General features: G+C 74.8%; 20 protein-coding genes. 13 read left to right on the forward strand and 7 right to left on the reverse strand.

Features of this window, described 5'->3' with window-relative positions; all coding sequences use genetic code 11:
- Positions 1-34 precede the first annotated feature (34 nt).
- On the reverse strand, positions 35-571 hold the full coding sequence (locus ACI8AP_RS06140; protein ID WP_456588454.1) for a hypothetical protein: 537 nt from the start codon (positions 569-571) through the stop codon (positions 35-37).
- A 199-nt stretch (positions 572-770) separates the two neighbouring features.
- On the opposite strand from ACI8AP_RS06140, the gene ACI8AP_RS06145 reads away from it, so the two are divergent.
- The 4 genes from ACI8AP_RS06145 to ACI8AP_RS06160 all read left to right on the forward strand — a co-directional run bounded on the left by ACI8AP_RS06145 (position 771) and on the right by ACI8AP_RS06160 (position 5105).
- A complete protein-coding gene (locus ACI8AP_RS06145; protein ID WP_456588455.1) occupies positions 771-2306 on the forward strand; it encodes a class I adenylate-forming enzyme family protein in 1536 nt (511 codons plus the stop codon).
- Positions 2307-2349: 43 nt separating this feature from the next.
- Positions 2350-3399 (forward strand): LLM class F420-dependent oxidoreductase, encoded by a 1050-nt coding sequence (locus ACI8AP_RS06150; protein WP_456588456.1) that lies wholly within the window; start codon positions 2350-2352, stop codon positions 3397-3399.
- Complete coding sequence (locus ACI8AP_RS06155) at positions 3396-4547, forward strand: acyl-CoA dehydrogenase family protein (protein WP_456588457.1); 1152 nt, start codon at positions 3396-3398, stop codon at positions 4545-4547. Before ACI8AP_RS06150 ends, ACI8AP_RS06155 begins: the two co-directional genes overlap by 4 nt.
- Before the next feature lie 201 nt (positions 4548-4748).
- The gene (locus ACI8AP_RS06160) at positions 4749-5105 is read left to right on the forward strand and encodes a hypothetical protein (protein WP_456588458.1); all 357 of its coding nucleotides are present in this window, start codon (positions 4749-4751) and stop codon (positions 5103-5105) included.
- Between the two features lie 172 nt (positions 5106-5277).
- Here the strand turns inward: ACI8AP_RS06160 and ACI8AP_RS06165 are convergent, their stop codons facing one another.
- Together ACI8AP_RS06165 and ACI8AP_RS06170 are read right to left on the reverse strand one after the other, a co-directional pair.
- Positions 5278-5703: a hypothetical protein gene (locus ACI8AP_RS06165; protein ID WP_456588459.1), complete on the reverse strand. Its 426-nt coding sequence runs from the start codon at positions 5701-5703 to the stop codon at positions 5278-5280.
- A 50-nt stretch (positions 5704-5753) separates the two neighbouring features.
- Positions 5754-6788, reverse strand: coding sequence for a glutathione S-transferase family protein (locus ACI8AP_RS06170; RefSeq protein WP_456588460.1), 1035 nt, complete (start codon positions 6786-6788; stop codon positions 5754-5756).
- A 113-nt stretch (positions 6789-6901) separates the two neighbouring features.
- Here ACI8AP_RS06170 and ACI8AP_RS06175 point away from each other — a divergent pair, with 113 nt between their 5' ends.
- The 3 genes from ACI8AP_RS06175 to ACI8AP_RS06185 are packed head-to-tail and all read left to right on the forward strand — an operon-like array spanning position 6902 to position 8495.
- A complete protein-coding gene (locus ACI8AP_RS06175) occupies positions 6902-7255 on the forward strand; it encodes an ArsR/SmtB family transcription factor (RefSeq protein ID WP_456588461.1) in 354 nt (117 codons plus the stop codon).
- On the forward strand, positions 7252-7533 hold the full coding sequence (locus tag ACI8AP_RS06180; RefSeq protein ID WP_456588462.1) for a hypothetical protein: 282 nt from the start codon (positions 7252-7254) through the stop codon (positions 7531-7533). The genes ACI8AP_RS06175 and ACI8AP_RS06180 overlap by 4 nt, the downstream gene beginning before the upstream one ends.
- A complete protein-coding gene (locus tag ACI8AP_RS06185; RefSeq protein ID WP_456588463.1) occupies positions 7533-8495 on the forward strand; it encodes an NAD(P)-dependent alcohol dehydrogenase in 963 nt (320 codons plus the stop codon). The genes ACI8AP_RS06180 and ACI8AP_RS06185 overlap by 1 nt, the downstream gene beginning before the upstream one ends.
- Positions 8496-8533: 38 nt before the next feature.
- Here ACI8AP_RS06185 and ACI8AP_RS06190 read toward each other — a convergent pair whose 3' ends face one another.
- A complete protein-coding gene (locus ACI8AP_RS06190; RefSeq protein WP_456588464.1) occupies positions 8534-8953 on the reverse strand; it encodes a DUF1810 domain-containing protein in 420 nt (139 codons plus the stop codon).
- Positions 8954-8974: 21 nt separating this feature from the next.
- On the opposite strand from ACI8AP_RS06190, the gene ACI8AP_RS06195 reads away from it, so the two are divergent.
- The 4 genes from ACI8AP_RS06195 (at position 8975) to ACI8AP_RS06210 (ending at position 12244) form a co-directional block, all read left to right on the forward strand.
- Positions 8975-9598, forward strand: a complete 624-nt coding sequence (locus ACI8AP_RS06195) for a TIGR03086 family metal-binding protein (protein WP_456588465.1) — start codon at positions 8975-8977, stop codon at positions 9596-9598.
- Between the two features lie 101 nt (positions 9599-9699).
- Positions 9700-10008: a hypothetical protein gene (locus tag ACI8AP_RS06200; RefSeq protein WP_456588466.1), complete on the forward strand. Its 309-nt coding sequence runs from the start codon at positions 9700-9702 to the stop codon at positions 10006-10008.
- 119 nt (positions 10009-10127) lie between these two features.
- Positions 10128-11534, forward strand: coding sequence for a DUF4407 domain-containing protein (locus tag ACI8AP_RS06205; RefSeq protein WP_456588467.1), 1407 nt, complete (start codon positions 10128-10130; stop codon positions 11532-11534).
- 209 nt (positions 11535-11743) lie between these two features.
- Complete coding sequence (locus tag ACI8AP_RS06210; protein WP_456588468.1) at positions 11744-12244, forward strand: hypothetical protein; 501 nt, start codon at positions 11744-11746, stop codon at positions 12242-12244.
- A gap of 52 nt (positions 12245-12296) precedes the next feature.
- On the opposite strand, the gene ACI8AP_RS06215 is transcribed toward ACI8AP_RS06210, so the two are convergent.
- From ACI8AP_RS06215 to ACI8AP_RS06225, 3 genes are all read right to left on the reverse strand, one after another.
- Entirely contained in the window at positions 12297-16799 is a 4503-nt protein-coding gene (locus ACI8AP_RS06215) for an HAD-IC family P-type ATPase (protein WP_456588469.1), read from the reverse strand.
- 89 nt (positions 16800-16888) lie between these two features.
- Positions 16889-18790, reverse strand: coding sequence for a S9 family peptidase (locus ACI8AP_RS06220; protein WP_456588470.1), 1902 nt, complete (start codon positions 18788-18790; stop codon positions 16889-16891).
- A gap of 340 nt (positions 18791-19130) precedes the next feature.
- Entirely contained in the window at positions 19131-21068 is a 1938-nt protein-coding gene (locus tag ACI8AP_RS06225; RefSeq protein ID WP_456588471.1) for a primary-amine oxidase, read from the reverse strand.
- Between the two features lie 142 nt (positions 21069-21210).
- On the opposite strand from ACI8AP_RS06225, the gene ACI8AP_RS06230 reads away from it, so the two are divergent.
- Both ACI8AP_RS06230 and ACI8AP_RS06235 read left to right on the forward strand, forming a co-directional pair.
- Complete coding sequence (locus ACI8AP_RS06230) at positions 21211-21744, forward strand: NUDIX hydrolase family protein (protein ID WP_456588472.1); 534 nt, start codon at positions 21211-21213, stop codon at positions 21742-21744.
- Between the two features lie 146 nt (positions 21745-21890).
- A complete protein-coding gene (locus tag ACI8AP_RS06235) occupies positions 21891-23687 on the forward strand; it encodes a putative bifunctional diguanylate cyclase/phosphodiesterase (RefSeq protein WP_456588473.1) in 1797 nt (598 codons plus the stop codon).
- The last annotated feature ends 47 nt before the right edge of the window (positions 23688-23734 follow it).

The following is a 23734-nucleotide window of genomic DNA, read 5'->3' on the forward strand; positions in this document are numbered from 1 at the left end:
GCGAGAACGGCGAAAGCTCGAACCGCCAGCCGCATCATCCGAGCGTGAAGCTCTTGACGAGCCAGGACTGGTCCGGCGCAGACCAGGCGAGAGTGATTCCCGAGCTGAGGTTGGGAACAGGGTCCGGCCGAGCTTCAAGGACGGCGCCGCTCGGATCCACCAGCGAGACTGCTTCCCGTCGTGCGCCGAAAGCGATCATTGCCTCGTTCGCGTCGAACAACGGTTCTGTGACGTCGTTGAGGCGAAGTTCCCCGCCGACGTAACGGTTCCCTGCGTCGGCGGCTTCGTCGTAGTTGCTGGCGATGCGTAGGCATTCCTGGCATTCGGGACCCACAGTTCGGAGGGCTTCACCAGCAGGAATCGCGCGCTGGCGGTTGAGCAGGTCGATCCAGTAGCGCAAGAATGCCTCCGCGCCTGCGGCGTCCTTGGTGCGCGCCTCGGCGGGGACGGGGAAGTCCTCGGGCCCCAGCGGCGGGAGAGCTTCCGTCGTCGGAGCGGCCTCCGTGGTCGGCAGGGTGGCGCTCGCTTCCTGCTTCTCCGAGCACCCGGTGAGCAGCACGGTGCCGGCCACGAGGCAGCCGATCGTCGTCCGGACCAGGCCCCCACGGAGATCACGCACAGCGGGAGACTACGCAGAGTCCGGCTGTATCCGGTTCCGTAACTGTGGACAGCCGCCATGTGCCGCCGGATCGGGTGACCGCCCCCGCGCAGGAGACGTGGCTCACCGGCGCACAATCCGGAGCCGACGAGCACCGCAGACTGGGGGACGCATGAGCACGGACAGCGCCGCGACGGGCAAGCAGCCCTTCGACACCAGCGGCATCGAGCTCGGCGCGGACGGCATCCGCCGCTACACCGGGCTCCCCGTCAACCTGGTCCGCGTGCTGCTGGCCCAGGCGACCACGCGCGCGGACAGCACCGCCATCGTCGAGCTCGGCGGCGGTGAGCTCACCTACGGCCAGTTGTGGGAGCGGGCCATGCGCGTCGCGGGCGGCCTCCGCGACGCCGGCGTCACCCCCGGCGACCGGGTGGCCGTCCAGCTGCCCAACGGCATCGACTGGGTGCTCGCCTTCTGGGGGGCCCACCTCGCCGGCGCCGTCGTCGTCCCGATGAACACCCGCCTCGCGCCGGCCGAGGCCGACTTCATCCTCGCCGACTGCGGCGCCACCTACGTCGTCCGCCCCGGGCAGCCGCTGCCCGACGGGGAGCCGGGGGAGATCCCCGACCCGCAGCACACCGACGTCGCCGCGCTCTTCTACACGAGCGGCACGACGGGCCGCCCCAAGGGCGCGATGACCACCCATGAGAACTTCCTGTCCACCATCGAGTCGGTCATCCGCTGCCGGGAGCTCAGCCGCGACCCCGCGGTGCGGCACGCGACCCTCATCTCGGTGCCGCTGTTCCACGTCACCGGCTGCAACTCCCAGTTCCTCACCCAGATCGCCCTGGGCGGCACCTCGGTACTGATGCCCCGCTTCGAGCCGGGCGCCTTCCTCGCCGCGATCCCCGAGCACGGCATCACGCTCATCACCAGCGTCCCGACCATCTACGAGCTGGTGCTGCGCCACCCGGCCCTGGCGACCACGGACGTCTCCACCGTCCGCACCCTCAGCTACGGCGGCGCACCGATCGCCCCCGAGCTGGTGCACCGCCTGCGCCAGGCCTTCCCGAACGCCCGGCTGGGCAACGGGTTCGGCCTCAGCGAGACCTCCGCGCTGGCCACCTTCCTCCCGCACGAGTACGCCGAGACCCACGCCGACGCCGTCGGCTTCCCCACGCCGGTGAACGAGGTGCGCCTCGACAGGGCCGACCCGGTCACCGGGGTCGGTGAGCTGCTGGTGCGCGGCCCGAACGTCGTCGCCGGGTACTGGGGCGACCCCGTCCGGACGGCGGAGACGTTCGTCGACGGCTGGCTGCACACCGGCGACCTCGCCACGATCACCGACGGCATCGTGCGCATCGTCGACCGCGCCAAGGACATGATCAACCGCGGCGGCGAGAACGTGTACAGCGTCGAGGTGGAGAACGCCCTCGCCGAGCACCCCGACGTGCTGGAGGTCGCGGTCGTCGGCGTCGCGGACCCGGTGATGGGGGAGAAGGTGGGCGCCGTCGTCCTGCCGAAGCCGGGTGTGGACGCCGGGCAGCTGGTGACGTCGCTGAACGACTTCGCCCGCCAGCGGCTCGCCGACTTCAAGTGCCCGCAGTTCGTGCGGCTCATCGACGGCGCACTGCCGCGCAATGCCGGGGGGAAGGTGCTGAAGGGCCCGCTGCGCGAGGCGGAGGGCTGGGTCGCCGTCCCGCGGTAGCGCTACGTTGCCGGGGACCGCGTCCCCGGCAACAGGAGCCCCCGTGCGCATCGGCATGCCCATCTCCTACAGCGGCGGGTTCGACGAGACCGCCGCCGTCATCGCCGAGTACGAGGCGGTGGGCCTCGACACCGTGTTCGTCGCGGAGGCCTACTCCTTCGACGCCGTCAGCCAGCTCGGCTACCTGGCGGCGCGGACGACGACGGTGGAGATCGCCTCCGGCATCCTCAACATCTACTCGCGCACGCCGGCGCTGCTGGCGATGACCGCCGCCGGCCTGGACTTCGTCTCCGGTGGCCGCTTCACCCTCGGGATCGGGGCGTCGGGGCCGCAGGTGGTCGAGGGCTTCCACGGCGTCCCCTACACCGCCCCGCTGGCCATGACGCGCGAGGTCGTCGACGTGTGCCGCGCGGTGTGGCGGCGGGAACGGCTCGAGCACCACGGCAGGCACGTCGACGTGCCGCTCACCCCCGAGCGCGGCGGCAGCGGGCTCGGCAAGCCGCTCAAGCTGATCAACGAGCCGGTCCGGCCGCGGATCCCGATGGTGCTGGCGGCTATCGGGCCGAAGAACGTCGCCCTGGCCGCCGAGCTGTTCGAGGGCTGGCAGCCGGCCTTCTTCCTGCCCGAGGGCAGCGCGACCGCGTTCGGCGACGCGCTCGCGCAGGGGACGGCGCGGCGCGAAGCCGAGCTCGGCCCGCTGGGCATCGTCGTCGACACGCAGCTGCTCATCAGCGAGGACGCCGACGAGCAGGCCGCCGCGCTCGCCCGGGTCCGGGCCCAGCTCGCGCTGTACGTCGGCGGCATGGGCGCCCGCGGCAAGAACTTCTACAACGACCTCGCCGTCCGCTACGGCTACGCCGACGAGGCGACGACGGTGCAGGACCTCTACCTGGCCGGGCGCAAGGACGAGGCCGCCGCCGCGCTCCCCGAGGCGTTCGTGCGCGGCGTCTCCCTCATCGGGCCCCGCGGCCACGTCGCCGAGCGGGTCGCCGCCTTCCGCGATGCCGGGGGGACGACGCTGAACGCGACGCCGCTGGCCGCCGAGCACGCCGACCGGCTGCGGGCGATCGAGACCCTGAAGGCGCTCGCGTGACGGCGCTGCCCCCGCACGAGGAGGAGTTCGTCGCGCTCACCGCCGAGTTCGTCGACCGGCGGGTGCGCCCGCGGGTAGCTGAGTTCGAGGCCGAGGACCGCTACCCGCACGACTTCGTCGAGGAGATGAAGGCGCTCGGCCTCTTCGGCCTGCTGGTGCCCGAGGAGCACGGGGGCAGCGGCGTCAGCACCGCCTGCTTCGCCCGCGTGACCGAGGAGTTGGCCCGTGGCTGGATGAGCCTGGCCGGGGCGATCGGCGGGCACTCGGTCATCTCGCACCTGCTCGCCACCGTCGGCACCGAGCAGCAGCGCGCCGGCTACCTGCCCCGCATGGCCACCGGCGAGGTCCGGGCCACGATGGCGCTCACCGAGCCCGGCGGCGGCAGCGACCTGCAGGCGATGCGCACGCACGCGGTCCGCACCGGCGACGGCTGGGAGATCACCGGCAGCAAGACCTGGATCTCCAACGCCCAGCACTCCCAGCTGATCGGCCTGCTCTGCCGCACCGACCGCGACGCCGTCCCGCCGCACACCGGCATGAGCGTGCTGCTCGTCGAACCCGGTGACGGCCTGCAGATCTCGGCGAAGATCCCCAAGCTCGGCTACCGCGGCATCGAGGCCTGCGAGCTGACCTTCGACGCCATGCGGGTGCCGGGCACCGCCGTCCTCGGTGGCGAACCCGGCCGCGGCTGGGTGCAGATGATGCGCGGTCTGGAGGTCGGCCGCGTGCAGGTCGCCGCCCGGGCGGTCGGTGTCGCGCAGGCCGCGCTGGCCGCCGCCACCCGGTACGCGCAGGAGCGCGAGTCCTTCGGCGTCCCCATCTGGAAGCACCAGTCGGTCGGCAACCTGCTGGCCGACATGGCCACCAAGGTGCAGGCCGCCCGGCTGCTCACCGCCGACGCCGCCGGGAAGCTCGACGGCGGTGCGCGCGCGGACATGGCGGCCGGCATGGCCAAGCTGTTCGCCTCCGAGACGGCGATGCAGGTGGCGCTGGACGCCATGCGCGTGCACGGCGGCTACGGCTACTCCAAGGAGTTCGACGTCGAGCGCTACTTCCGCGACGCGCCGCTGATGATCCTCGGCGAGGGCACCAACGAGATCCAGCGCACCGTCATCGCCGCGCAGTGGATCGCCCGGCACCAGATCTAGGTCGCGTCTCCCACGTGGGTGGCGCCTGTTGCCGAGTCCTGCACGGATGCGCGTGCGTGCGGAGCTGGGTGACACGCCGACGCGGAGCCGTCGCCTCAGCGGCCGTTCCTGCCCGGGCCCGCAGAATCAATCGAAACGAAGCGGTGCTGCGTCACTGGCCGTCAGAACCCCACCGGGCCACCGCTCCCTGAGAGGACCCTGGTGCGCATCAGGAAGCTCGCCCTGCTCACCGCTGCAGCGACCCTCCCGCTCGGCCTGACCGCGTGCGGGGGAGCGAGCCTGGCGGACTTCTGCGAGGAGTGGACGACCCTCAACCAGCTCGGTGAGGCCGAGCCGGCCCAGGCCCGGGATGCCTTCGAGGAGCTGGCCGAGAGCGTGCCCGACGAGGCGGGGGCGGAGGTCGAGGACGCCGCCCGGTTCCTCGCCGACACCTACCCGCCCGAAGGCGATCTCCGGCGGGCCGTCGAGAACGGAAGCGTGACCCAGGAGGAGGCGGATCGGTTCCAGTCGGCCATCGAGACCGTCTCCGCCTACGCCGACGAGAACTGCGCGAGCTGAGCGCACGGCACGTCCCTGCCGCGTCACGACCCGGCCAGCCCCGGTCGCCGATCCGGATCCAGAGTGACCCCGATCTGCCACTCCGGACATCAACGGGTGCGACGACTTCGCAGCTCGAGCGGAGTGCCCACCGGCTCCCGCGCCGGGCGCCATCGTGCTGGCACGACATCCGCTAGGCGCCCCACGCCTCGACCAGCGGCAGCACGCTGCCCGAGGCCCCCACGTGCAGGCTCCAGGTTCCGGCCACGCCGTCGTCGTCCAGCACCGACCGGAGCCCCTCGGCCCAGGCGTCGTCCTCCGCGGTGACCACCGGCTCGCCCGCCCGGCACAGCGCCAGCGCCAGGTGGCCGCGACCGCCCAGCTGGTCGTCGACGACCGAGCCGTGCACCTCCCGCAACCCCACCAGCAGCCCGGGGTCGGGGAGCGGCGGCAGGTCGTCGACGGGCACGACCACCGGCAGCTGGCGGCCGTCGGTGCCGAACCAGGTCAGCCAGAGGCGGCGCCCGGCGAACTGCACCGGGTCGAGCACGGCCCGCCAGCGATCGGTGAGGTCGGCGGCCGAGTGGATCCGGGCGTCGGCGAGCGGGGACGTCGTCATGCCCGTCACCGTGGCAGGTCGCGGAGACCCCGGACCCGGTTGTCCACAGGTCAGCGGTGGCCGAGCCCCCCGGGGCCGTGGTCGGCCGGCACCCGATCGCCCGCCGGCGGCGGGCCGGGCGGGGTGCCGTCGCCCCACGGGCGGTCGCTGAGCTGGTCGCGGTTGTGCTGCATCAGCCAGCCGGAGGTGTCGGGGCCCTGCGGGATGATCTGCGTCGGGTTGATGTCGGCGTGGACGACGTAGTAGTGCTCCTTGATCTGCGGGAAGTCGATCGTGTCGCCGAACCCCGGCAGCTGGAACAGGTCGCGCGCGTACGCCCACAGCACCGGCATCTCCGACAGCTTCTGCCGGTTGCACTTGAAGTGGCCGTGGTAGACGGTGTCGAACCGCGCCAGGGTGGTGAACAGCCGGACGTCGGCCTCGGTCACCTGCCCGCCCATCAGGAAGCGCCGGTGCTCCAGCCGGTCGCTGAGCCAGTCCAGCGCGGTGAACAGCCGGTCGTAGGCCTTGTCGTAGGCGCGCTGCGACCCGGAGAACCCGCACCGGTACACGCCGTTGTTGACCTCGGTGTAGACCCGCTCCATCACCTCGTCCATCTCGTCCCGCAGGTGCTCGGGGTAGAGGTCGGGGGCGCCGTCCCGGTGGTGGGCGGTCCACTCGGTGGAGAAGTCGAGGGTGATCTGCGGGAAGTTGTTGGTGACGACGGCCTTGCTGGGCACGTCGACGATCGCCGGCACCGTGATGCCCTTGGGGTACTCCGGGTCGCGGGCGAAGTAGGCCTGCTGGAGCCGCTCGTAGCCCAGCACCGGGTCCACGCCGCCGGGGTCGAGGTCGAAGGTCCAGCTGCGCTCGTCGTGCGTCGGCCCGCACAGCCCCATGGAGATGGCCGACTCCAGGCCCAGGAGCCGCCGCACGATGATCGCCCGGTTCGCCCACGGGCAGGCGCGCGCCGCGACCAGCCGGTAGCGACCGGCCTCGACCGGCCAGCCGTCCCGGCCGTCGGCGGTGATCCGGTCGGAGATGTACTTCTCGTCCCGCGTGTACTCCGGCTCGACGTATCCGGACCCTCTGGTGTCTGCACTCACTGCTCAAGCGTTCCCGATGCCGGCGGGACTCACACCCGTGGGGTCATTGCATTCGGATGACGAGCAGGTCTACCTTGCACGTGTCAGAAGACACTTACACATGGTGGAGCGACATGACAGAGGACCGGCCGAGCGGCGACCACCTGGTCGAGATGCTGGCGGCCCTCGCCCATCCCGTCCGGCTGCGCATCCTCGCCACCCTCACCGGCGGGCGTGACTACGTGAGCCACCTGGCGCGCGAGATCGGCATCAGCCGACCGCTGCTGCACATGCACCTGCAGCGCCTCGAGGCCGCCGGCCTCGTCGTCGGAACGCTCGAGCTCTCCGACGACGGCAGGGCCATGAAGTACTTCGAGATCGCCGACATCGACCTGCACCTCACCGCGGAGTCGCTCGCGCAGGCCGCCGCAACCCTCACGCGTCCGGACCCGGCTCCGGGCCCGGCAGACAAGGAGAAGCCCCGATGAATGCCGTCGACAGCGGCACCACCTGGCCGGAAGCGGTCCTGATCCTCGGGATCGTGTTCGCCGTCCTCCTCCTGATCGGGGGGGCAGCGGCCACCGTCCTCGAGGCGCGCAAGCTCCGGATCACCGCGCAGCAGGAGGCCGATCTGCGCCAGCTGGTCAGCCGCTACGAGCAGCTGGCCGAGAAGACCCTCGACGCCCAGCAGCGCACGGCCGCCGACGTCTCCGAGCTGCGCTCCCGGACGGCGTCCATCGAGCAGATCCTGCGGACGGTCGACTGATGAGGGCCGTCGTGCAGGAAAGGTACGGGTCGCCGGACGTCCTGCGGCCGGGAACCGTCGACGAGCCGGTCATCGGCGACGACGACGTGCTCCTCCGCGTGGCCGCGGCGGGAGTCGACCAGGGGGTCTGGCACCTCGTCGCGGGGCGCCCGCGAGTGGTCCGGCTCGGCACCGGCGTCCGGAAGCCGAGGAACCCCGTGCCCGGCATGGACGTCGCCGGCGTGGTGGCCGAGGTCGGCGCGAACGTGACCCGCTTCCACCCCGGGGACGAGGTCTTCGGCAGCGGCACGAGCACCTATGCCGAGTACGCGAAGGTTCCGGAGAAGAACCTGGTCCCCAAGCCGGCGAACGTGACGTTCACCGAGGCCGCAGCCGTCCCGATCTCCGCGCTCACCGCCCTCCAGGGTCTGCAGAAGGGCGAGGTCGAGGCGGGGCAGCGAGTCCTGGTGATCGGCGCCGCCGGGGGAGTGGGGAGCTACGCGGTGCAGCTGGCCGTCGCGGCCGGCGCGGACGTCACCGGCATCTGTCGCACGGAGAAGATGGACTTCGTCCGGTCCCTCGGTGCCGACGACGTCCTGGACTACACCCGCGAGGCCATCGCCGACGGCGGACGGCGCTACGACCTGATCCTCGACACCGGCGGCAACCGCGCGCTGCGCGAGTTGAGGCGCGCGCTCACCCCGACCGGCACGCTCGTCATCGTCGGCTCGGAGGTCGGCGGCCCGATGGCCGGCCTCGACCGGCCGATCCGGGCGATGCTGGTGAACCCCTTCATCCGGCAGCGTCTGCTGAGCTACCTGTCCATGCCGAACCGGGAGGACCTGCAGACGCTCGCCGACCACCTCGTCGCCGGGACGCTGCGTGCACCGGTCGACCGGACCTTCCCGCTGGCTGACGCAGGCGCGGCGATCCGGTACATGCGGGACGGCAGAGCCAAGGGCAAGGTCGTGCTCATCGTCTGAACCGGGACCCTTCCCCCGCGCCCGGCTGCGGGACACGGTCAGAGCTTGCTGGTCGTCGCCTCGTCCTCGGCTCCGCCGAAGTAGTGGTCCAGCACCTCCCGGAACACCGGCTGGTCGGGGGCGGCGTGCGCGAACAGCGTCATCGACGACCGCAGCTTCTGGGCATCGACCGGGCCGAGGACCGCGTCGGGGTCCGCGGTGTCCAGTGCGGTGAGCACCCGGGCGCACTCGACCAGCCGGCGCCCCAGCACGGGGTGCGCCAGGTACGCCCGGGCCTCGTCGAGGCCGGAGAGCGCGAAGCGCTGCGCCATGCCGCTGCGGCCCAGCCCCGCGATCTGCGGGAAGACGAACCACATCCAGTGGGTGCGCTTCGCGCCGGCGCGGAGCTCGGCCAGCGCCTGGTCGTAGGTCTGGGCCTGGGCGTCGAGGAACCGGCGGAGGTCGAAGGGGTCGCTCACCGGCCCAGCCTGCCGCACCCGATGAGTTCCCGGCGCCCGGGGCGTCTGCACCGCATGGAGACGACGACCGTGGACCTGGGACCGACCACCGCGGAGCTGGCGCGGGTGGTCGCCGGCGTCCGGGACGACCAGCTGCAGGATCCGACGCCGTGCGCGGGCATGCCGGTGGCCGGCCTGCTCGACCACCTGCTCGGCCTCGCCCTGGCGTTCCGGCTCGCCGCGGAGGGGACGCCGCCCGAGGGCGGCCCGCAGGCGGACGCCGCCCACCTGGCTCCCGACTGGCGCACGTTGCTGCCGGCGCGGCTCGAGGCGCTCGCCGCCGCGTGGCGGCGGCCCGGCGCACGCGACGGCGAGGCCGAGGTGGCCGGGGTGCGGATGCCCGCGGCCGCCATGGCGCTGGTCGCCCTCGACGAGGTGCTCGTGCACGGCTGGGACCTCGCCGTCGCCACCGGGCAGCCCTACCGCCCGGACCCGGCGGCCGTCGAGGCGTGCCTGGAGTTCGTCGGCGACCGCAGCGATCCCACCGACGAGCCCGACGGCCTCTTCGGACCGGTGGTGCCGGTGCCCGACGACGCCCCCGCCCTCGACCGGCTGCTCGGTCGCACCGGCCGGGATCCGCGGTGGACGGCGCCCGGCGCGGCCTGACCTGGCTTCATGTCGAAGCCGTGTCATCTCCCGTGCGGGGCGCGTGGGCGCGGCGTCACCGGGCACCGGAGCGGCAGGCTCGACGAACCAGAGGGGGACCCATGCGCAGGACTTCGAGGATGCTCGCCGGTGCGGTGCTCGCCGCCGGACTGGGGTTGACCGGCTGCGGCGGGGACGACGAGGCGGACCCGGGGACCGGCGTCCCGGAGGTGTTCCAGGAGGAGGAGGTCGGCAGCCCCGACCCGGTCGACGGTGGCGAGGAGGACGCCGACGGGATCGACCGCGGGACCGGTGGCATCGACGAGGACGACAACACCGGGACCGACGACGGCACCGGTGAGGAGGACGCCGGCAGCGTCGACGGGGAGGACGGCACCCCCAGCACCGAGGAGGGCGAGGCCAACAGCTGACGCGTCGGGCAACTGGGAGCTCGCTCACGTCGTGACCGTCCCGTCACAGTCCCCGGCCTGCCGATAAGGGCTGGTGGGTAGCGGTCTTCTCACGACCCCCGCTGCCCGGGGGGCACTGCATGAGCGAGCGACGACGGCGCATCGGCGACGGGCTGGCCGTCCTGGCCGGCGCGCGGCCGGATGTGCTGGCCGCCGCGCCCGGGGCCCGGCCGAAGTTCGTGGCGCTGGGCGGTGTCCTGCTCAGCACGGGGGCGCTCGCCGCGGTCTCCGCGGCGTTCGCCGTCGCGATGGCGCTGGGTGTCTGGTGGCCGCTGGCGGTGCTGGTCGGGCTGGGCTGGGGTGCGGTCGTGGTCAACCTCGACCGGATGCTGCTGGTCGGGATGGCGCACGACGCCTCCCTCAAGCGCAACGTCGCGATGGCCGTGCCCCGCGTCGGGCTGGCGCTGGTGCTCGGCGTCGTCGTGGCGACGCCGCTGACCCTGCAGGTGTTCCACAAGGAGATCGACGCCGAGATCGTGGCGATGCAGGCCGAGGCCGCCGACGCCCACCGCCTGGCGCTGGAGTCCGACAGCCGCTTCGCCGGGCTGCCTGCGCTGCGCGAGCGCATCGCCGCGCAGGAGGCGGTCGTCGCCAGCGGGGGAGCGGCCGACCCCGGGCTGGCGGTGGTGCGCGCCGGCGTCACCGAGAAGCAGGCCGCCTACGACCGGGCGGTGGCCCTGCAGCGCGACCTGGACGCCAAGGCGCAGTGCGAGCTGGACGGCACCTGCGGCACCGGCGACGCCGGCACGGGGGAGGCCTACCTGCAGGCGCGGGCCGCCGCCGACGCGCAGACCGCCGTCGTCACCTCCGCCCGCGCGGAGCTCGACGCCGCCGTCGCCGCGGTCGGCGCCGCCGAGGGGCGCAGCGCCTCGCTGGCGTCGTCGTCCCTGGACGGCGACCGCGCCGAGCTGACCCGGCTGACCGCGGAGCTGGACCGGCTGCAGGCCGCGTTCGACACGCAGAACGAGGGCTCCGGCGGCATCCTGCTGCGCCTGGAGGCCCTCGACCGGCTCGGCGACCGGAACGGCACCCTGGCGGCCGCGCAGTTCATGCTCTCGCTGCTGTTCATGTGCGTCGAGGTGCTGCCCGTCCTCATGAAGCTGCTGCTGAACTTCAGCCCGCCGACCGCCTACGACCGGCTGGTGCAGCTGCGCGACTCCGGCGACGTCGAGCTCGAGGAGATGGCGCAGGAGTCCCGGCGCACGGTGGCCGCGGCCAAGGAGGAGCTCCTGGTGCTGGCCGAGCGCGAGCGGGTAGACCGGCAGAAGGAGGCGATCCTGGCCCGCCGCCGGGCGGCGCTGGCCGAGGTCGCCGCCCGCACCGAGGGCGCCCGCAGCGAGGGGGTGCGCACCGCACAGCCGGTGGCCGAGGAGCCGGCGGAGGCGCCACGGCAGATGTGGGACACCGGCCCGATCCGCGAGCTCGCCGCCCGCACCGTCCGCTCGGTGCGCCGCCGCCCGGTCGACCGGACGCCGACCACCGTCTGACCACCCAGCGCCCCGGACCTCGCCGCGAGGTCCGGGGCGCTGCGCGTCCGCTGGCAGTTCACTGTGGATCGCAGCCCGCGCCGCCGTTCCGCCGCGCGGCTGTGGCAGGGTTCCCCGCGTCTGCCGAGCGGGCCGCCGCCCCCGGCTCCCCGCGTGCCCGCGCGCCGCGGACCCGATGACTCCCGCACCCCGATGAAGGACGTTCCGCCATGAGCACCGACCACCCGAACCCGACCGGCGCCACGGCGGGCGCGGGCCGGCCCGATCCCGCGACCGTGCCGCCCCTGCCGGCCGCCGCCGGGCCCACCGACGGCGTGGGCACCGGCGTCCTCCCCGGCGGGGTCGTGCCCGGTGCCGGCGTCCCCGGCGGTGCGGCGCCCGCGCCGGACGGGCAGCCGGAGCCGTCCGGCGAGCCCGGCTGGGCGAGCCGCAACCGCGGCCTGCTGACCGCCGCGCTGATCGCCGTCGTGGTGGCCGCGATCGCCATCGCCGGGCTCATCCTGTGGCGGGGCGGGGTCGACGACGACAACGCCACCACCGAGGCCGCGGTCACCCGCGCGCTCGCCGAGCAGGGCGGGCAGGTGGAGACCATCGAGTGCGACGGCGACACCTGCGCGGCGATCATCGGTGGCCAGGCCTACACCGTGCTGGTCCAGGAGGACGAGGACGGCGAGCAGCACTTCGGGGTCGCCGCCTACACCGGCGACTGACCCCCGCACCGCCGCGAGCCCCGCACCTGCCGCAGGTGCGGGGCTCGCGCCGTCACGGGGTCCGGGCGCCCATCCGGCGGGCGAGCAGGGCCGGCACCACCTCGGCGCCCGCGGCAGCCAGGACGGCGGCGCCGAGCACCACCGCCCACGAAAGCGGGTCCAGCGGGGTGCAGCCGAAGAACAGGTTGATGCCGGGGGTCTGCACGATCGCCAGCAGGGCGGCCAGCGAGCCGGCGACGGTGACCAGCACGAGCGGGCTGCGCCGGCCCGACCACGCGGTCTGCGCCAGCTGGGTGGTGATCAGCGCCGCGAGCCCCATCGTGCTCGCCCGGCCGGGGAAGACCGGGGTCACCCGGCCGACCGTCCAGGCGGCCGTGGCGCCGGCCGCCGTCGCCGCGCCCCGGACGACGACCATGCGGCGCACCGCCGCGGTGAAGCCGCGGTGCGGGCCGGCCCGCAGCACCGGCGCGAGCGGGTGCCCGGCGAGCGGGCCGTCGTCGTCGCCCACGGGCACCTGCCGCGGAGCCGCCACCGCCACGGCGAGCGCCGGGAACATGTCGGTGAGCAGGTTGACCAGCAGCAGCTGGCGGGTGTTCACCGGTGCGCGGCCCCCGACCGCGGTGCCGAGCACGGTGAACGCGACCTCGCCGGCGTTGCCACCGACCAGCACCGACACCGCGTCGCGCACGCGGGACCACATGGCCCGGCCCTCGGCGATCGCGTCGACCAGGCGGGTGAGGTCGAGGTCGGTGAGCACCAGGTCGGCGGCGGTGCGGGCGGCCGGTGACTCCGCGCCCTCGACGCCGACGCCGACGTCGGCCAGCCGGATCGCGGCGGCGTCGTTCACCCCGTCGCCGGTCATCGCCAGCGTCGCCCCGGCACGGCGCAGGGCGGCCACCAGGGTGACCTTCTGCTCGGGGGAGAGCCGCGCGAAGACGGCGGTCTCCGCGACGAGCCGCGCCCGCTCGGCGTCCGTGGCCCGGGCGAGCTGCGCGCCGGTGACCACCCGGTCGGCGTCGGGGACGCCGGCCTGCGCGGCGATGGCGCCCGCCGTCTCGGGGTGGTCGCCGGTGGCCACCACCACCCGCACGCCGGCGGCCCGCAGCTGCTCGACGGCGCGCACCGAGGACTCGCGCAGCGTGTCCGACAGCCCGACCAGCCCGCGCAGGGTGAGCCCGGTGGCCGCCTCGTCCAGGTCGTCGGGCGTGCCGTCGACGGCGCGGTCGGCGACGGCGAGCACCCGCAGCCCCTCGCCGGCCAGCTGCCGGACGCGGTCGCGCAGCTCGGTGGCATCGGCGCAGCGGCGCAGGACGGTCTCCGGGGCGCCCTTCACGACGAGCCGGCCGTCGCGGACGGCGGCGGAGAAGCCGCGGCCGGCGGCGAAGCCCAGGCAGGCGTCGGGCGGGGAGTCCCAGGCGTCGCCCGCCGCGTCCAGCACGGCGCGGTCCGTCTCGTGGGACAGGTCGTCGCCGTTGCCCATGCCCGCGGCGGCCAGCCGGAGCAGCTCCTCCTCGCTGCCGCCGTCCAGGGGGACCAGCCGGGTGACGCGCAGCCGGTTCTCGGTGAGCGTGCCGGTCTTGTCGAAGCAGACGGTGTCGACCCGGCCGAGCGCCTCGAGCACCCGGGCGCTGCGCACCACCGCGCCGCGCCCGGAGAGCCGCCGGGCCGCGGCCTGCTGGGCGACGGTGGCCACCAGCGGCAGACCCTCGGGCACCGCGGCGACCGCGATCGCCAGCCCGGCGGCGACCGACTCGCGCAGCGGGCGGCCCCACAGCACGCCGAGCAGGGTGACCGCCCCGCCACCGGCGAGGGTGAGCGGGAGGACGGCGCGGGTGAGCTCGGCCAGCCGCGCCTGCACGCCCGCCGGTGGCGCCGCACCGCCCGCGGCGCGGGCGGCCCGCCCGGCCTGCGTGGCCGCGCCGACGGCGACGACCACGGCGCGGCCCCGCCCCGCGACCACCGTGGTGCCGTCGAAGAGCATGCAGGTGCGGTCGGCGAGGTCGGCCCCCGGCGTCGCGGGCACCGACTTGGCGACCGACAGCGACTCCCCGGTCAGGCTCGACTCGTCGACCTCCAGGTCCTCGGCGTCCAGCAGCCGGGCGTCGGCGCCGATGACGTCGCCGGGTTCCACGAGCACGACGTCGCCCAGGCGCAGCGCGCTCGCGGGCACCTCCTCGGACCCGCCGTCGGTCTCCCGCCGGGCGCAGCGCGCCTGCTCGAGCAGCAGCGCCTCCAGGGCGCTCTCGGCGCGCATCCGCTGCAGCCCGCTCACGACGGCGTTGATGGCTGTGACGCTGCCGACCAGCACCGCGTCGGTGATCTCGCCGAGCACCGCGGTCGCCGCGGCCCCGGTGGCCAGGATCGGGGTGAGCGGGTCGGCGAGCTCCGCGGCGACGGTGCGGCCGAACCGGGCCGGGACCCGGACGGCGGGGAGCGCGGCCGCCCGCCGCGCGGTCGCGGGCAGCCGGCCGGGCCGGTGCTCGGGCGCGGCCGGGACGTCGGCCAGCCGGCGGAGGACGTCGTCGGGGTCGAGCGCGTGCCAGGGGGTGTGCACGGTCGGGGCCGGCACCGGACGGCGGGCGGCGCGGACGGCGGCGCGGGTACCGGCCACCATCGTGCTGAGCGTGGCGTACTTGCCCGGCGTCGTGGCCCGGCGCTGGCCGAGCCGCGGGCTGCCCACGGCGGCGAGCAGCCCGCCCAGGACGTTGCCGGTGAGCGCGGCGCCGGCCGACCGGCGGCTGGTGGCCTTGGCGTCCGGGACGGCGGCGACGACGCGGCAGGCGTCGGCGAGCCCGGGGTCGGTGACGAGGTCTGCGCCCCACGCCGGGGCGTGGCCGGCGAGCACCGGGGCGAGGCCGACGTCGGCGGCCATCAGCGCGGGCCCGTCGGTGGCCGACACCACCAGCACGCCGTGGCCGTCGGCCTGCAGCGCGCGCACGGTGTCGACGAGCGCGCCGTCGTCGGCGACGTCGTCGGCCAGCCCGGTGACGTCGCGGGCGCCGACGTGCCGGGTGAGCACCAGGCGCAGCTCCGCGTCGGCGACGGTGGTGAGCAGCGCCTCGGCGTGCGGGTCGAGCTCGGCGGCGACCGTCACGGTGCCGACCCGGCGGCGGCCCTCGAGCAGCGAGCGCACCTCGCCGCCGGGCGCGTCGCCGGTGCGGCGCACGGGGCCCAGCCGGTGATGGTCGTCGGCGGGGGCGTCGCCGGTGAGCAGCCGGGTGGCGGCCGACCAGACGGCGGCGTCGTCCCACCCGTCGGCGTCCGCGGTGGCCTCGACGACCACCGGTGGGCCGGTGCAGAGCGCGGCGGCGTCGACGACGACGGTGTCGACGCGGTCGAGGCGGCGGTAGGCCGAGCCGTCGAGCGGGAGGACGCCCTGGCGGCACAGCAGCAGGTCGAGGGTGGCGGCGAAGGACTCCCGGCCCTGCACCGCGGCCTTGGGGGTGAGCGCCCGCAGCAGGTCGGCGGCGCGGCCGGGGCGGCGGGTGAGCGCGAGCAGGCCCAGCGCCGCGCCGAGCTCGGTGGGCCCCAGCCGGTCGCGGTAGGTCTCGATCGGCCCTCGCGGCAGCTCGCCGGGGCGCGGGCCGGGCGGGGGCTCGGCGGCGCGGTCGTCGTCGGGCTCGGGGCCGCACAGCTCCCGTTCGCGGCGGCGCCACACCTGTCGGCGGGCCCGCATCTCCAGGGCCCGCTGGGCGGCGGCGGCGGCGTTGAGCGCCGGCACCGTGGGGCTCTGGGTGAGCGAGTGCAGCACCGCGCTGGTGCCCTCGAAGACGAGGTCGGTGCCCACCGGGCCGATGCGGTCCGACAGCGCCTGCTTGAGCCACTGCTGGGTGTCGAGCAGCGCCATGACGAGGGTGGCGTGCCGGTGGACCGCGGGGACCGGCAGGTACTTGGCGGCGGTGGCGACGCCGAAGGCCACGGTGTCGACGGCGGCGGCGAGGACGGCGGCCAGCAACGGCTCGACGTCGGCCGGGTGGTCGGGGCGCTGCGGGAAGACGCCGGTGCCGCCGCGGGCCTGCTCGATCTCGGTGACCACGCCGACGACGTCCTCGAGGCCGACCCGGCGGGTGTCGACGGCGACCAGCACCCGGCCGACGACGTCGTTCACCGTGGCCCACTCGACGCCCTCGAGCCGCTCCAGGTGGCGGCGCAGCGCGGCGCGGGCGGCGGGGGCGTCGTCCTCGGCGGGTTCTTCGAGCTCCACCTGCAGACGGTCGCGGTCGCCCCAGACCCGGCGGGTGTGCCGGGTCGGCGCCGGCTCGAGCAGGCCCCGGGCGGCGTCGACCAGGTCGTGCAGGTGCCCGCTGGGCAGCGGGTCGGCGCCGGTGACCAGGGTGCCGACCGCGCGGGTGCCGGAGACGGCGGCGCCGTGGGCGAGGTGCAGCGACCCGCTGACCCCCGCGCGGGCGAGCCGGGTGGTGGCCGACGCCGTCCCGCCCAGCAGACCGGCGCCCACGACCACGGGCACGGCGGCCAGCGCGGCGGCGCCGGTGGCCGCGCGCGCGACCTCGTGGGCGGCCCGGCGGGCCGAGTCGAGGCGGCGGAGCAGAGTCATGGATCTCCCGTGACGACGGTCACGGGAAACGGTACGTGTCCAGCGGGTGAACCGCAGGGGGCGGTGCGCGGCGGATCAGCGGCGCAGCGTCACCCGCCGCTCCCGTCGTGGCCGGGCTGGATCGCATCCCGGCACAGGTGGGTGTGGAGGAAGCGGGTCATCGCGCCGGCCAGCGCCTTGCGGGACTTCGCCTGGCGGAAGACGTGCCCCTCGCCGGCGAGCTCGAGGTACTCGACCGCGCGGCCCAGCTCGTGCAGGACCCGGACGATCTGGTGCGCCTCGCCGATCGGCACGTTGGTGTCGTGCTCGCCGTGCACGACGAGCAGAGGGGCCTGGATGTTGCCGGCCGAGGACAGGGGGGAGATGTCCTCCAGCAGCGCCCGGTCGCGCTCGGGATGCCCGTACTTGGTCACGGCGGCCGCGGCGATCCACGGCTCGCTGTCGCGGTAGAAGGTGACCAGGTCGGACATGCCGCAGACGTCCACCCCGGCGGAGAACACCCCGGGCGAGAAGGCCAGCGTCGCGAGGGTCAGGTAGCCGCCGTAGGAGCGGCCGGTGACCGCGAGCCGGCCGGGTTCGGCGATGCCGGCCTCCACGAGGTGCTCGGCGGCAGCCAGGACGTCGGCGAACGCGTCGTACCGGCCGTGCAGGTCGTCGGCGTGCACGAACTCGCGGCCGAAGCCTGCCGAGCCGCGGATGTTGAGCGCGAACACGCTCACGCCGGCGGCCGCCAGCGACTGGTGCTGCGGCGCGAAGGCGGGCCGCTCCTGGTCCTCGGGGCCGCCGTGCAGGTAGATCGCGACCGGGCCGGGGCCGTTGAGCCGGCCCGGGGCGCGGTAGAGCCAGCCGCTCAACGGCAGGCCGTCACGGCCGGTGAACCTCTCCAGGCTCGGGACGACGAGCCGGCGCCTGGGCAGTGGCGGCGCGGAGGTCACCCGTGTCCAGGCGTGGGTGGTGGTGTCCAGGTGCCACAGCTCCCGCGGGCGCGTGGGCCCCTGCACGCCGAGCACGACGCTGGAGCCGTCGCGGCTGAGCACCGGGTCGGCGGCCACCAGCCCGGGCAACCCGGAGATCGGTGTGCGCCCGCCCGTGGCGGTGTCCATCAGCTCCAGCTCGCTGCGCCCTGCCACGTTCCACACCAGGAGCAGCAGCCCGCCGGCGTCGTCGGCGTCGATGTCCTCCAGCTCGGCGTCCTCCCGGGCCGCGAGGGTCCGCGGCTCACCGCGCCAGCCGTTCGGCCCGAACGGCAGCCCGATGAGCTGCCGGCGGGGCAGGCCCACGTCCGAGGCGAGGTACACGTAGACCGGCCCGCTGTGGTCCTCCGGCGCCGGCCGGATCAGCGCCACGTCCGTGGATCCGGTGGCCCCGTGGGGGAGTGCGCTGAAGTCCTCGTCGCTGAGCCGGTCGACGACGACGACGTACTGCTGCCCCCGCTCGCCGTCGCGGATGACGATGAACCGCTCCTCGAGGGAGACGTCGAGCACGTGGATCAGGTCGCCCTCGGCCAGCGGGTCGAGCCGGCCGGTGGCGGGGTCGGCGAGGTAGGCGCGGGTGGGGACGCCGGCCGCCATCCCGGGAAGGGTCACCACGACGCGGTGACCGCTACGGGTCCACGGGCCGAGCTCGGCGTGCTCGTCGGAGTTGCCGGCGATCCGGAGGGCGTCCGAGCCGTCGGGCCGGACCACCCACACCGCCGTCCGGACGCCGCCGTCGGTGGCCACCTCGCACGCCAGCCAGCGGCTGTCGGCCGCCCACCGCACCGAGATGACCGGGTCGTCGGACAGCGGGATGTGCCGGGCCGGCGGCTGCTCGCCGTCGAGGACGACGTCCTGGAGCCAGAGCTGCGGAGTGCCCGAGCGGTCGCTGATGAACGCGACCTGCCGGGCGTCCGGGGTCATGTTGGGGCCCCAGCTGCCCCAGGCGTCGACGAGGTCCTCGGCGAGCGCCACGGCTTCCTCGACGTGGGGGGACACGCTCGCGCCGATCGTCACCGTGCGACGTCCTCCACCTTCTGCAGCCGATCTCCGGGGGACCAAGCTGCCACACGCGCCGCACCCCGTGGTGGTGCAGGTCCCGTCGGGCTCCCCGCAGCATGGCCTCCGCAGCGCCGGGAGGGAACGGCCCACGCCGCCCGCCGGCGGAATCGGCCAGGCTCCGCGTGCTCGGGACGCGGCACCGCCCCGGAGCCCGTGCGGACCCCGGGGCGGTGCGCGGCGGGTCAGCGGCGCAGCGTCGCAGTCGCTGCGACCAGCAGCTGGCCGGAGACGAGCGCCGGCCCGGGCGACATCAGCGCGCCCGCGGGAGACGCGACCGCGCGGGCCACGGCGGCGGTCACGAGCAGTGCCCGCTCGGGGCCTCGTCCGCCCCCGACGCGCAGTGGGACGACGCCGACCTCGGCACGCCCAGGCCGGGGTTGCGGTCGAAGAACCCGACCGGCTTGAGCGTGAAGCCGGCGTAGTCGACCGGCATCACCGGCCAGTCCTCCGGCCGCGGGAAGTGCGTCAGCCCGAAGGTGTGCCACAGGACGACGTCGGTGTCGGTCAGCGGCGCGTCGTCGGCGACGAACGCCGGGAGGCCGGCCGAGCCGGGGTGCTGGTTGACGAAGTCGCCGGCCGCGTACTTCTCCGCCGGGTCGTACTGCGTGACCCACAGGTGCTTGGTGGAGAAGCTGGCCCGGGCGTGCACCGACGAGGACTCGTCGGCCAGCAGCACCGGACCGCCCTCGGGGTGCAGCGCGTAGCCGACCGGCTGGCCCAGCCGGTTCCTCCTCGACTCGTTGACCACGTGCCACACCCGGCCGACGGTGCCGTCGGCCAGCCGCGCGGCCTCCGCCTCGGAGGTCAGCGGCGTCATCCGGCGGGTGAACGCGTTGCCGTAGGAGTTGACCTCGCTGACCGGCTGCCGGACGGCGTCGACCTCGTAGACGGTGTTGTCGACGCCGTCGACGGCCATGTCCAGCCGCGCGGAGAACAGGTGCTGGTGGTACGGCGCGCCCAGGCCGGGGGCGATCTCGGTGGCGTACGGGTGCTCCTCACCGCGGTAGGCGGAGGTGAACACGATGCCGGTGGCCTTGCTCTCCAGCTGGATCGTGCCGTCGAGGTAGAGGTACCAGTAGAAGCCGTAGTCGTAGTTGCCGATGGTGGTGAAGAAGCTGATCACCAGCCGGCGCTGGCGCCGCGTCTCGGCCATCCCGTTGAACATGTCGGTGTGCTTCCAGAGGACGCCGTAGTCCTCCTCGTGCATGCAGACGGCGTTGCGGATCGTGCGCGGGGCGCCGTCCTCGTCGGCGACCGTGGCGTCGAAGTAGCGGATCTCGCCGAGGCAGTCGCAGCCGAGCTCCAGGGAGTTGGTGTAGCGGGCGAAGAGGTACTCGCCGGTGTCGAAGTAGTTCTGCCAGAACCGCACCGGCGAGGGGTCGGCGTAGGGCACGACCATCTCCGAGATCGAGGCGCGGTGGATGACCGAGCGGCCGTCGATGGAGAGCTGGTTGAGGATCAGCCCCTCGCGCATGTCGAAGCCGATGCGGAAGCGCCAGCCGGCCCAGGTGACCTCGTCGTCGTCGACGGTGAAGCTCGGCCCCTCCGGCTGGACGATCTCGATCGGCTTGAGGTCGCGGACCGGCGCGGGGTGCACGTCGGGGGTCAGGTCGGCGCGCTCGGCCGGGACGGCGAGGTCGAAGTGGTCCTGCACCGCCGTCGCCACGCCGCGGGTGATGTCGACGAACGCGACCACGCCGTCGACCGGGTGGGCCCAGGGCAGGTCGGCCTCGTCGGCCTGGTGGAAGCCGAGCACGCGGACGATCCGGTGGCCTCGCTCGTCGGCGAAGTAGGAGCCGGCCGACAGGGGCACGGCGCGGACGTCGGCCACGTCGAACCCTCGCTTGGCCATCGCGGCGACCCAGCGCTCGTCGGCGGCGAGGATCGGCTCGATCGACTCGAACTCGGCGTCGAGGATCGGCACCTGCCCGTCGGCGACGGCGTCGAGCTCGACGTCCCGGACGACGGTGCCGGCGGTCAGCGAGACGGTGACGTCGCGGCCGGCGCCGGTGGCGCGGTCGAGCAGCAGCGCCCGGACGAGGCGCTCGACGGCGTCGCCCGGCCGCCAGGCCAGCACCTGCGCCTTGTGCGGTTCCTCGAGCCCGACGTAGACGAACTTGCTGGACTCGGCGCAGAGGCCGGCGGCGCGGACGATCGCCGTCGCGGCGGTGATCTCCTCGCCCGTCAGCCGGGCGAGCGGGTGGGTGGTCGTACCGGTTGTGACGGCGGTCATGGTCACGTGCCTACTCCTGGGGGTGCGGAAGGGGAAGGGCTCCGGTCGGGGCTCGGATCGGCGCCGCCACGTGACGGGGAGCACGTCCGCCGTCCAGCCGCGCGGGTGTCGGCCTGCTGGGGGCATCGGCTAGACAGTTCCCATGACCGAGCTGACGACGGCGACAGGCGGGGGCTGGCTGGCCCGCGAGGAGATGGACGCGGCGCGCGAGCGGCTGCCGATCCTGTACGTCGACGTGGTGCCCGTGCGGGTGGACGAGCAGGGCACCGTGACGTCGATCGGGCTGCTGCTGCGCGCCGGTGAGGACGGGCAGATCAAGCGGGCGCTGGTGTCGGGGCGGGTGCTGTACCACGAGCGGGTGCGGGCGGCGCTGCTGCGGCACCTGGAGAAGGACCTCGGCCCGCTCGCGCTGCCGCGGGTCCCGCCCGCGCCGCAGCCGTTCACCGTCGCCGAGTACTTCCCGACGCCGGGGGTGACGCCGTTCCACGACCCGCGCCAGCACGCGGTGTCGCTGGCCTACGTGGTGCCGGTCGAGGGGGACTGCTCGCCGCAGCAGGACGCGCTGGAGCTGACCTGGTTCTCGCCGCTGGAGGCGCGCGATCCTGCGGTGCTGGCCGAGCTGACCAACGGGCAGAGCACCCTGCTGCTGCAGGCGCTGGCGCACCTCGGGGTCTGACGGCCACCGGCCCGGGGCCGTGGCGGCGCCCCGGCTCGGCGCGGGAGGTGACCCGCACCACGGGAAATCCGCAGGTCAGCCACCCGCCCGGGTGAGATTTGCGGCCCGCCCTCCGGTTCCGCACCTCCGCGCGTCGATGTGATCTTGTGATCACTCACCTGACGACGGTCGAGGACGGTCTCGGTGCCCTGCACCCGGAGGGCGAGGCCGGCGAGACCTTCACCCTCGGCGTCCTGGCCCGTGCGGTGCCCGTGCTGCCCGGCGCCGGCAGCTGCGAGGAGCTCGACCGGGTCTTCGGGCGGGCGCGCGACGCCGGGTGCGCGGTCATCGCCCACCCCGACGTCGACGGCGTGGTCGGGCTGGTCGAGCGCAGCCGCTTCGAGGCGCTGATGAGCGGGGCCTACGGCTACGGCCGCTCGCTGTACGGGCGCCGGCGGCTGTCCGACGTCGCCCAGTGGGATGCGCTCACCCTGCCGGCGACGACGACGGTCATCGAGGCGTCCAGCCGGGCGATCACCCGGGACCCTGAGCACGTCCAGGACCACGTCCTCGTGCTGGGCGCCGACGGCGTGCGGGCCGTCCCGATGCCCGTGCTGCTCTCCGCGCTGGCCCGCGCGCTCGCCGGCCAGGCGCTGCGCGACCCGCTCACCGGCCTGGCCAACCGGCATGCGTTCTTCGGCCGGGTCGAGGAGTCCTGCCGGCGCAGCGCCACCCAGCCCGGGCACCAGACCGCCGTCGTCTACTTCGACCTCGACGGGTTCAAGCTGGTCAACGACGACCTCGGGCACGACCGCGGGGACGCGCTCCTGCGCGACGTGGCGGCCGCGCTGACCGAGGCCGCCCGGCCGGTGGACCTGGTGGCGCGCCTCGGTGGCGACGAGTTCGCCGCGTGCCTCGACATCGACACCTCCCTGGCCCGCCGCGACGGCGCACCCGACACCGACATCGCCCGCTCGATCGCCGTCCGCATGCACCGGGCCGTGGCCGCGATCAGCCGGGACGACGGCGTCGCGCAGCGGGTGCGGGTCAGCGCCGGGCTCGCGGTGAGCGCCGGCGGCTCCGTGGACCCGGGTGAGCTCGTCCGGGCGGCGGACCTGGCCATGTACACGGGCAAGCGCAACGGCGGGGACCACGTCAGCGGCCCCGTCCTGGTGACGACGGCGGTGGACGCCGATCCGCTCGCGGGTACCAGCGTGGCCCAGGCCGTGGCCCGCGGGGAGTTCCTGCTGCTCTACCAGCCGATCGTGCGGCTGGCCGACGGCCGGCTCGGCAGCGTGGAGGCGCTGGTCCGCTGGCAGCACCCGCGCCTGGGCCTGCTGGCGCCCGACGCCTTCCTCGCCTCGGCCGCCCGGTCGGGTCAGCTCACCGCCCTCGACGACTGGGTGCTGCGCACCGCGACGCGGGAGTTCGCCGCCTGGCAGCGGGAAAGTGGCCCGGAGGCGGGCTGCGTCGCGCTGAACGTCAACGTGAGCACCGACCGGCTGCTCACCCCGGGCCTGGGCACGGTGCTCTCCGACGCCACAGGTGCCGCCGGCCTCGACCCGGCGCTGGTGCGGGTGGAGGTGCCGGAGTCGCTGCTGGTCGACCAGCTGCACGCCGCGGTCGAGCCGCTCGAGCAGCTGCGCGCCGCCGGCTACAAGGTCACGTTCGACGACGTCGGCGCCGGCGGGACGTCGCTGCGCCACCTGCGCGAGGTGCGCGCCGACGGCCTGAAGATCGACCGCTCGTACGTGCAGGGCATCCTCACCGACGACCGCGACCGGGCCCTGGTGCAGCTGCTCGTCGACTTCGCCGACGGCGCCGGCCTGGTGGTCACCGCCGAGGGGGTCGAGACCGAGGGGCACCGCGCGGCGCTGCAGGCCATGGGCTGCGACTACGCGCAGGGCTGGCTGTTCTCCCGGCCGGCCCCACTGAACGAGCTGGGGACGCACTTCCCGTCGTGACCGGGCTCGGCGCCGCACCCCGCCCGCCTGCGGAACCTGCCCGGACG

The sequence above is a fragment of the Blastococcus sp. SYSU DS1021 genome (assembly GCF_054050995.1).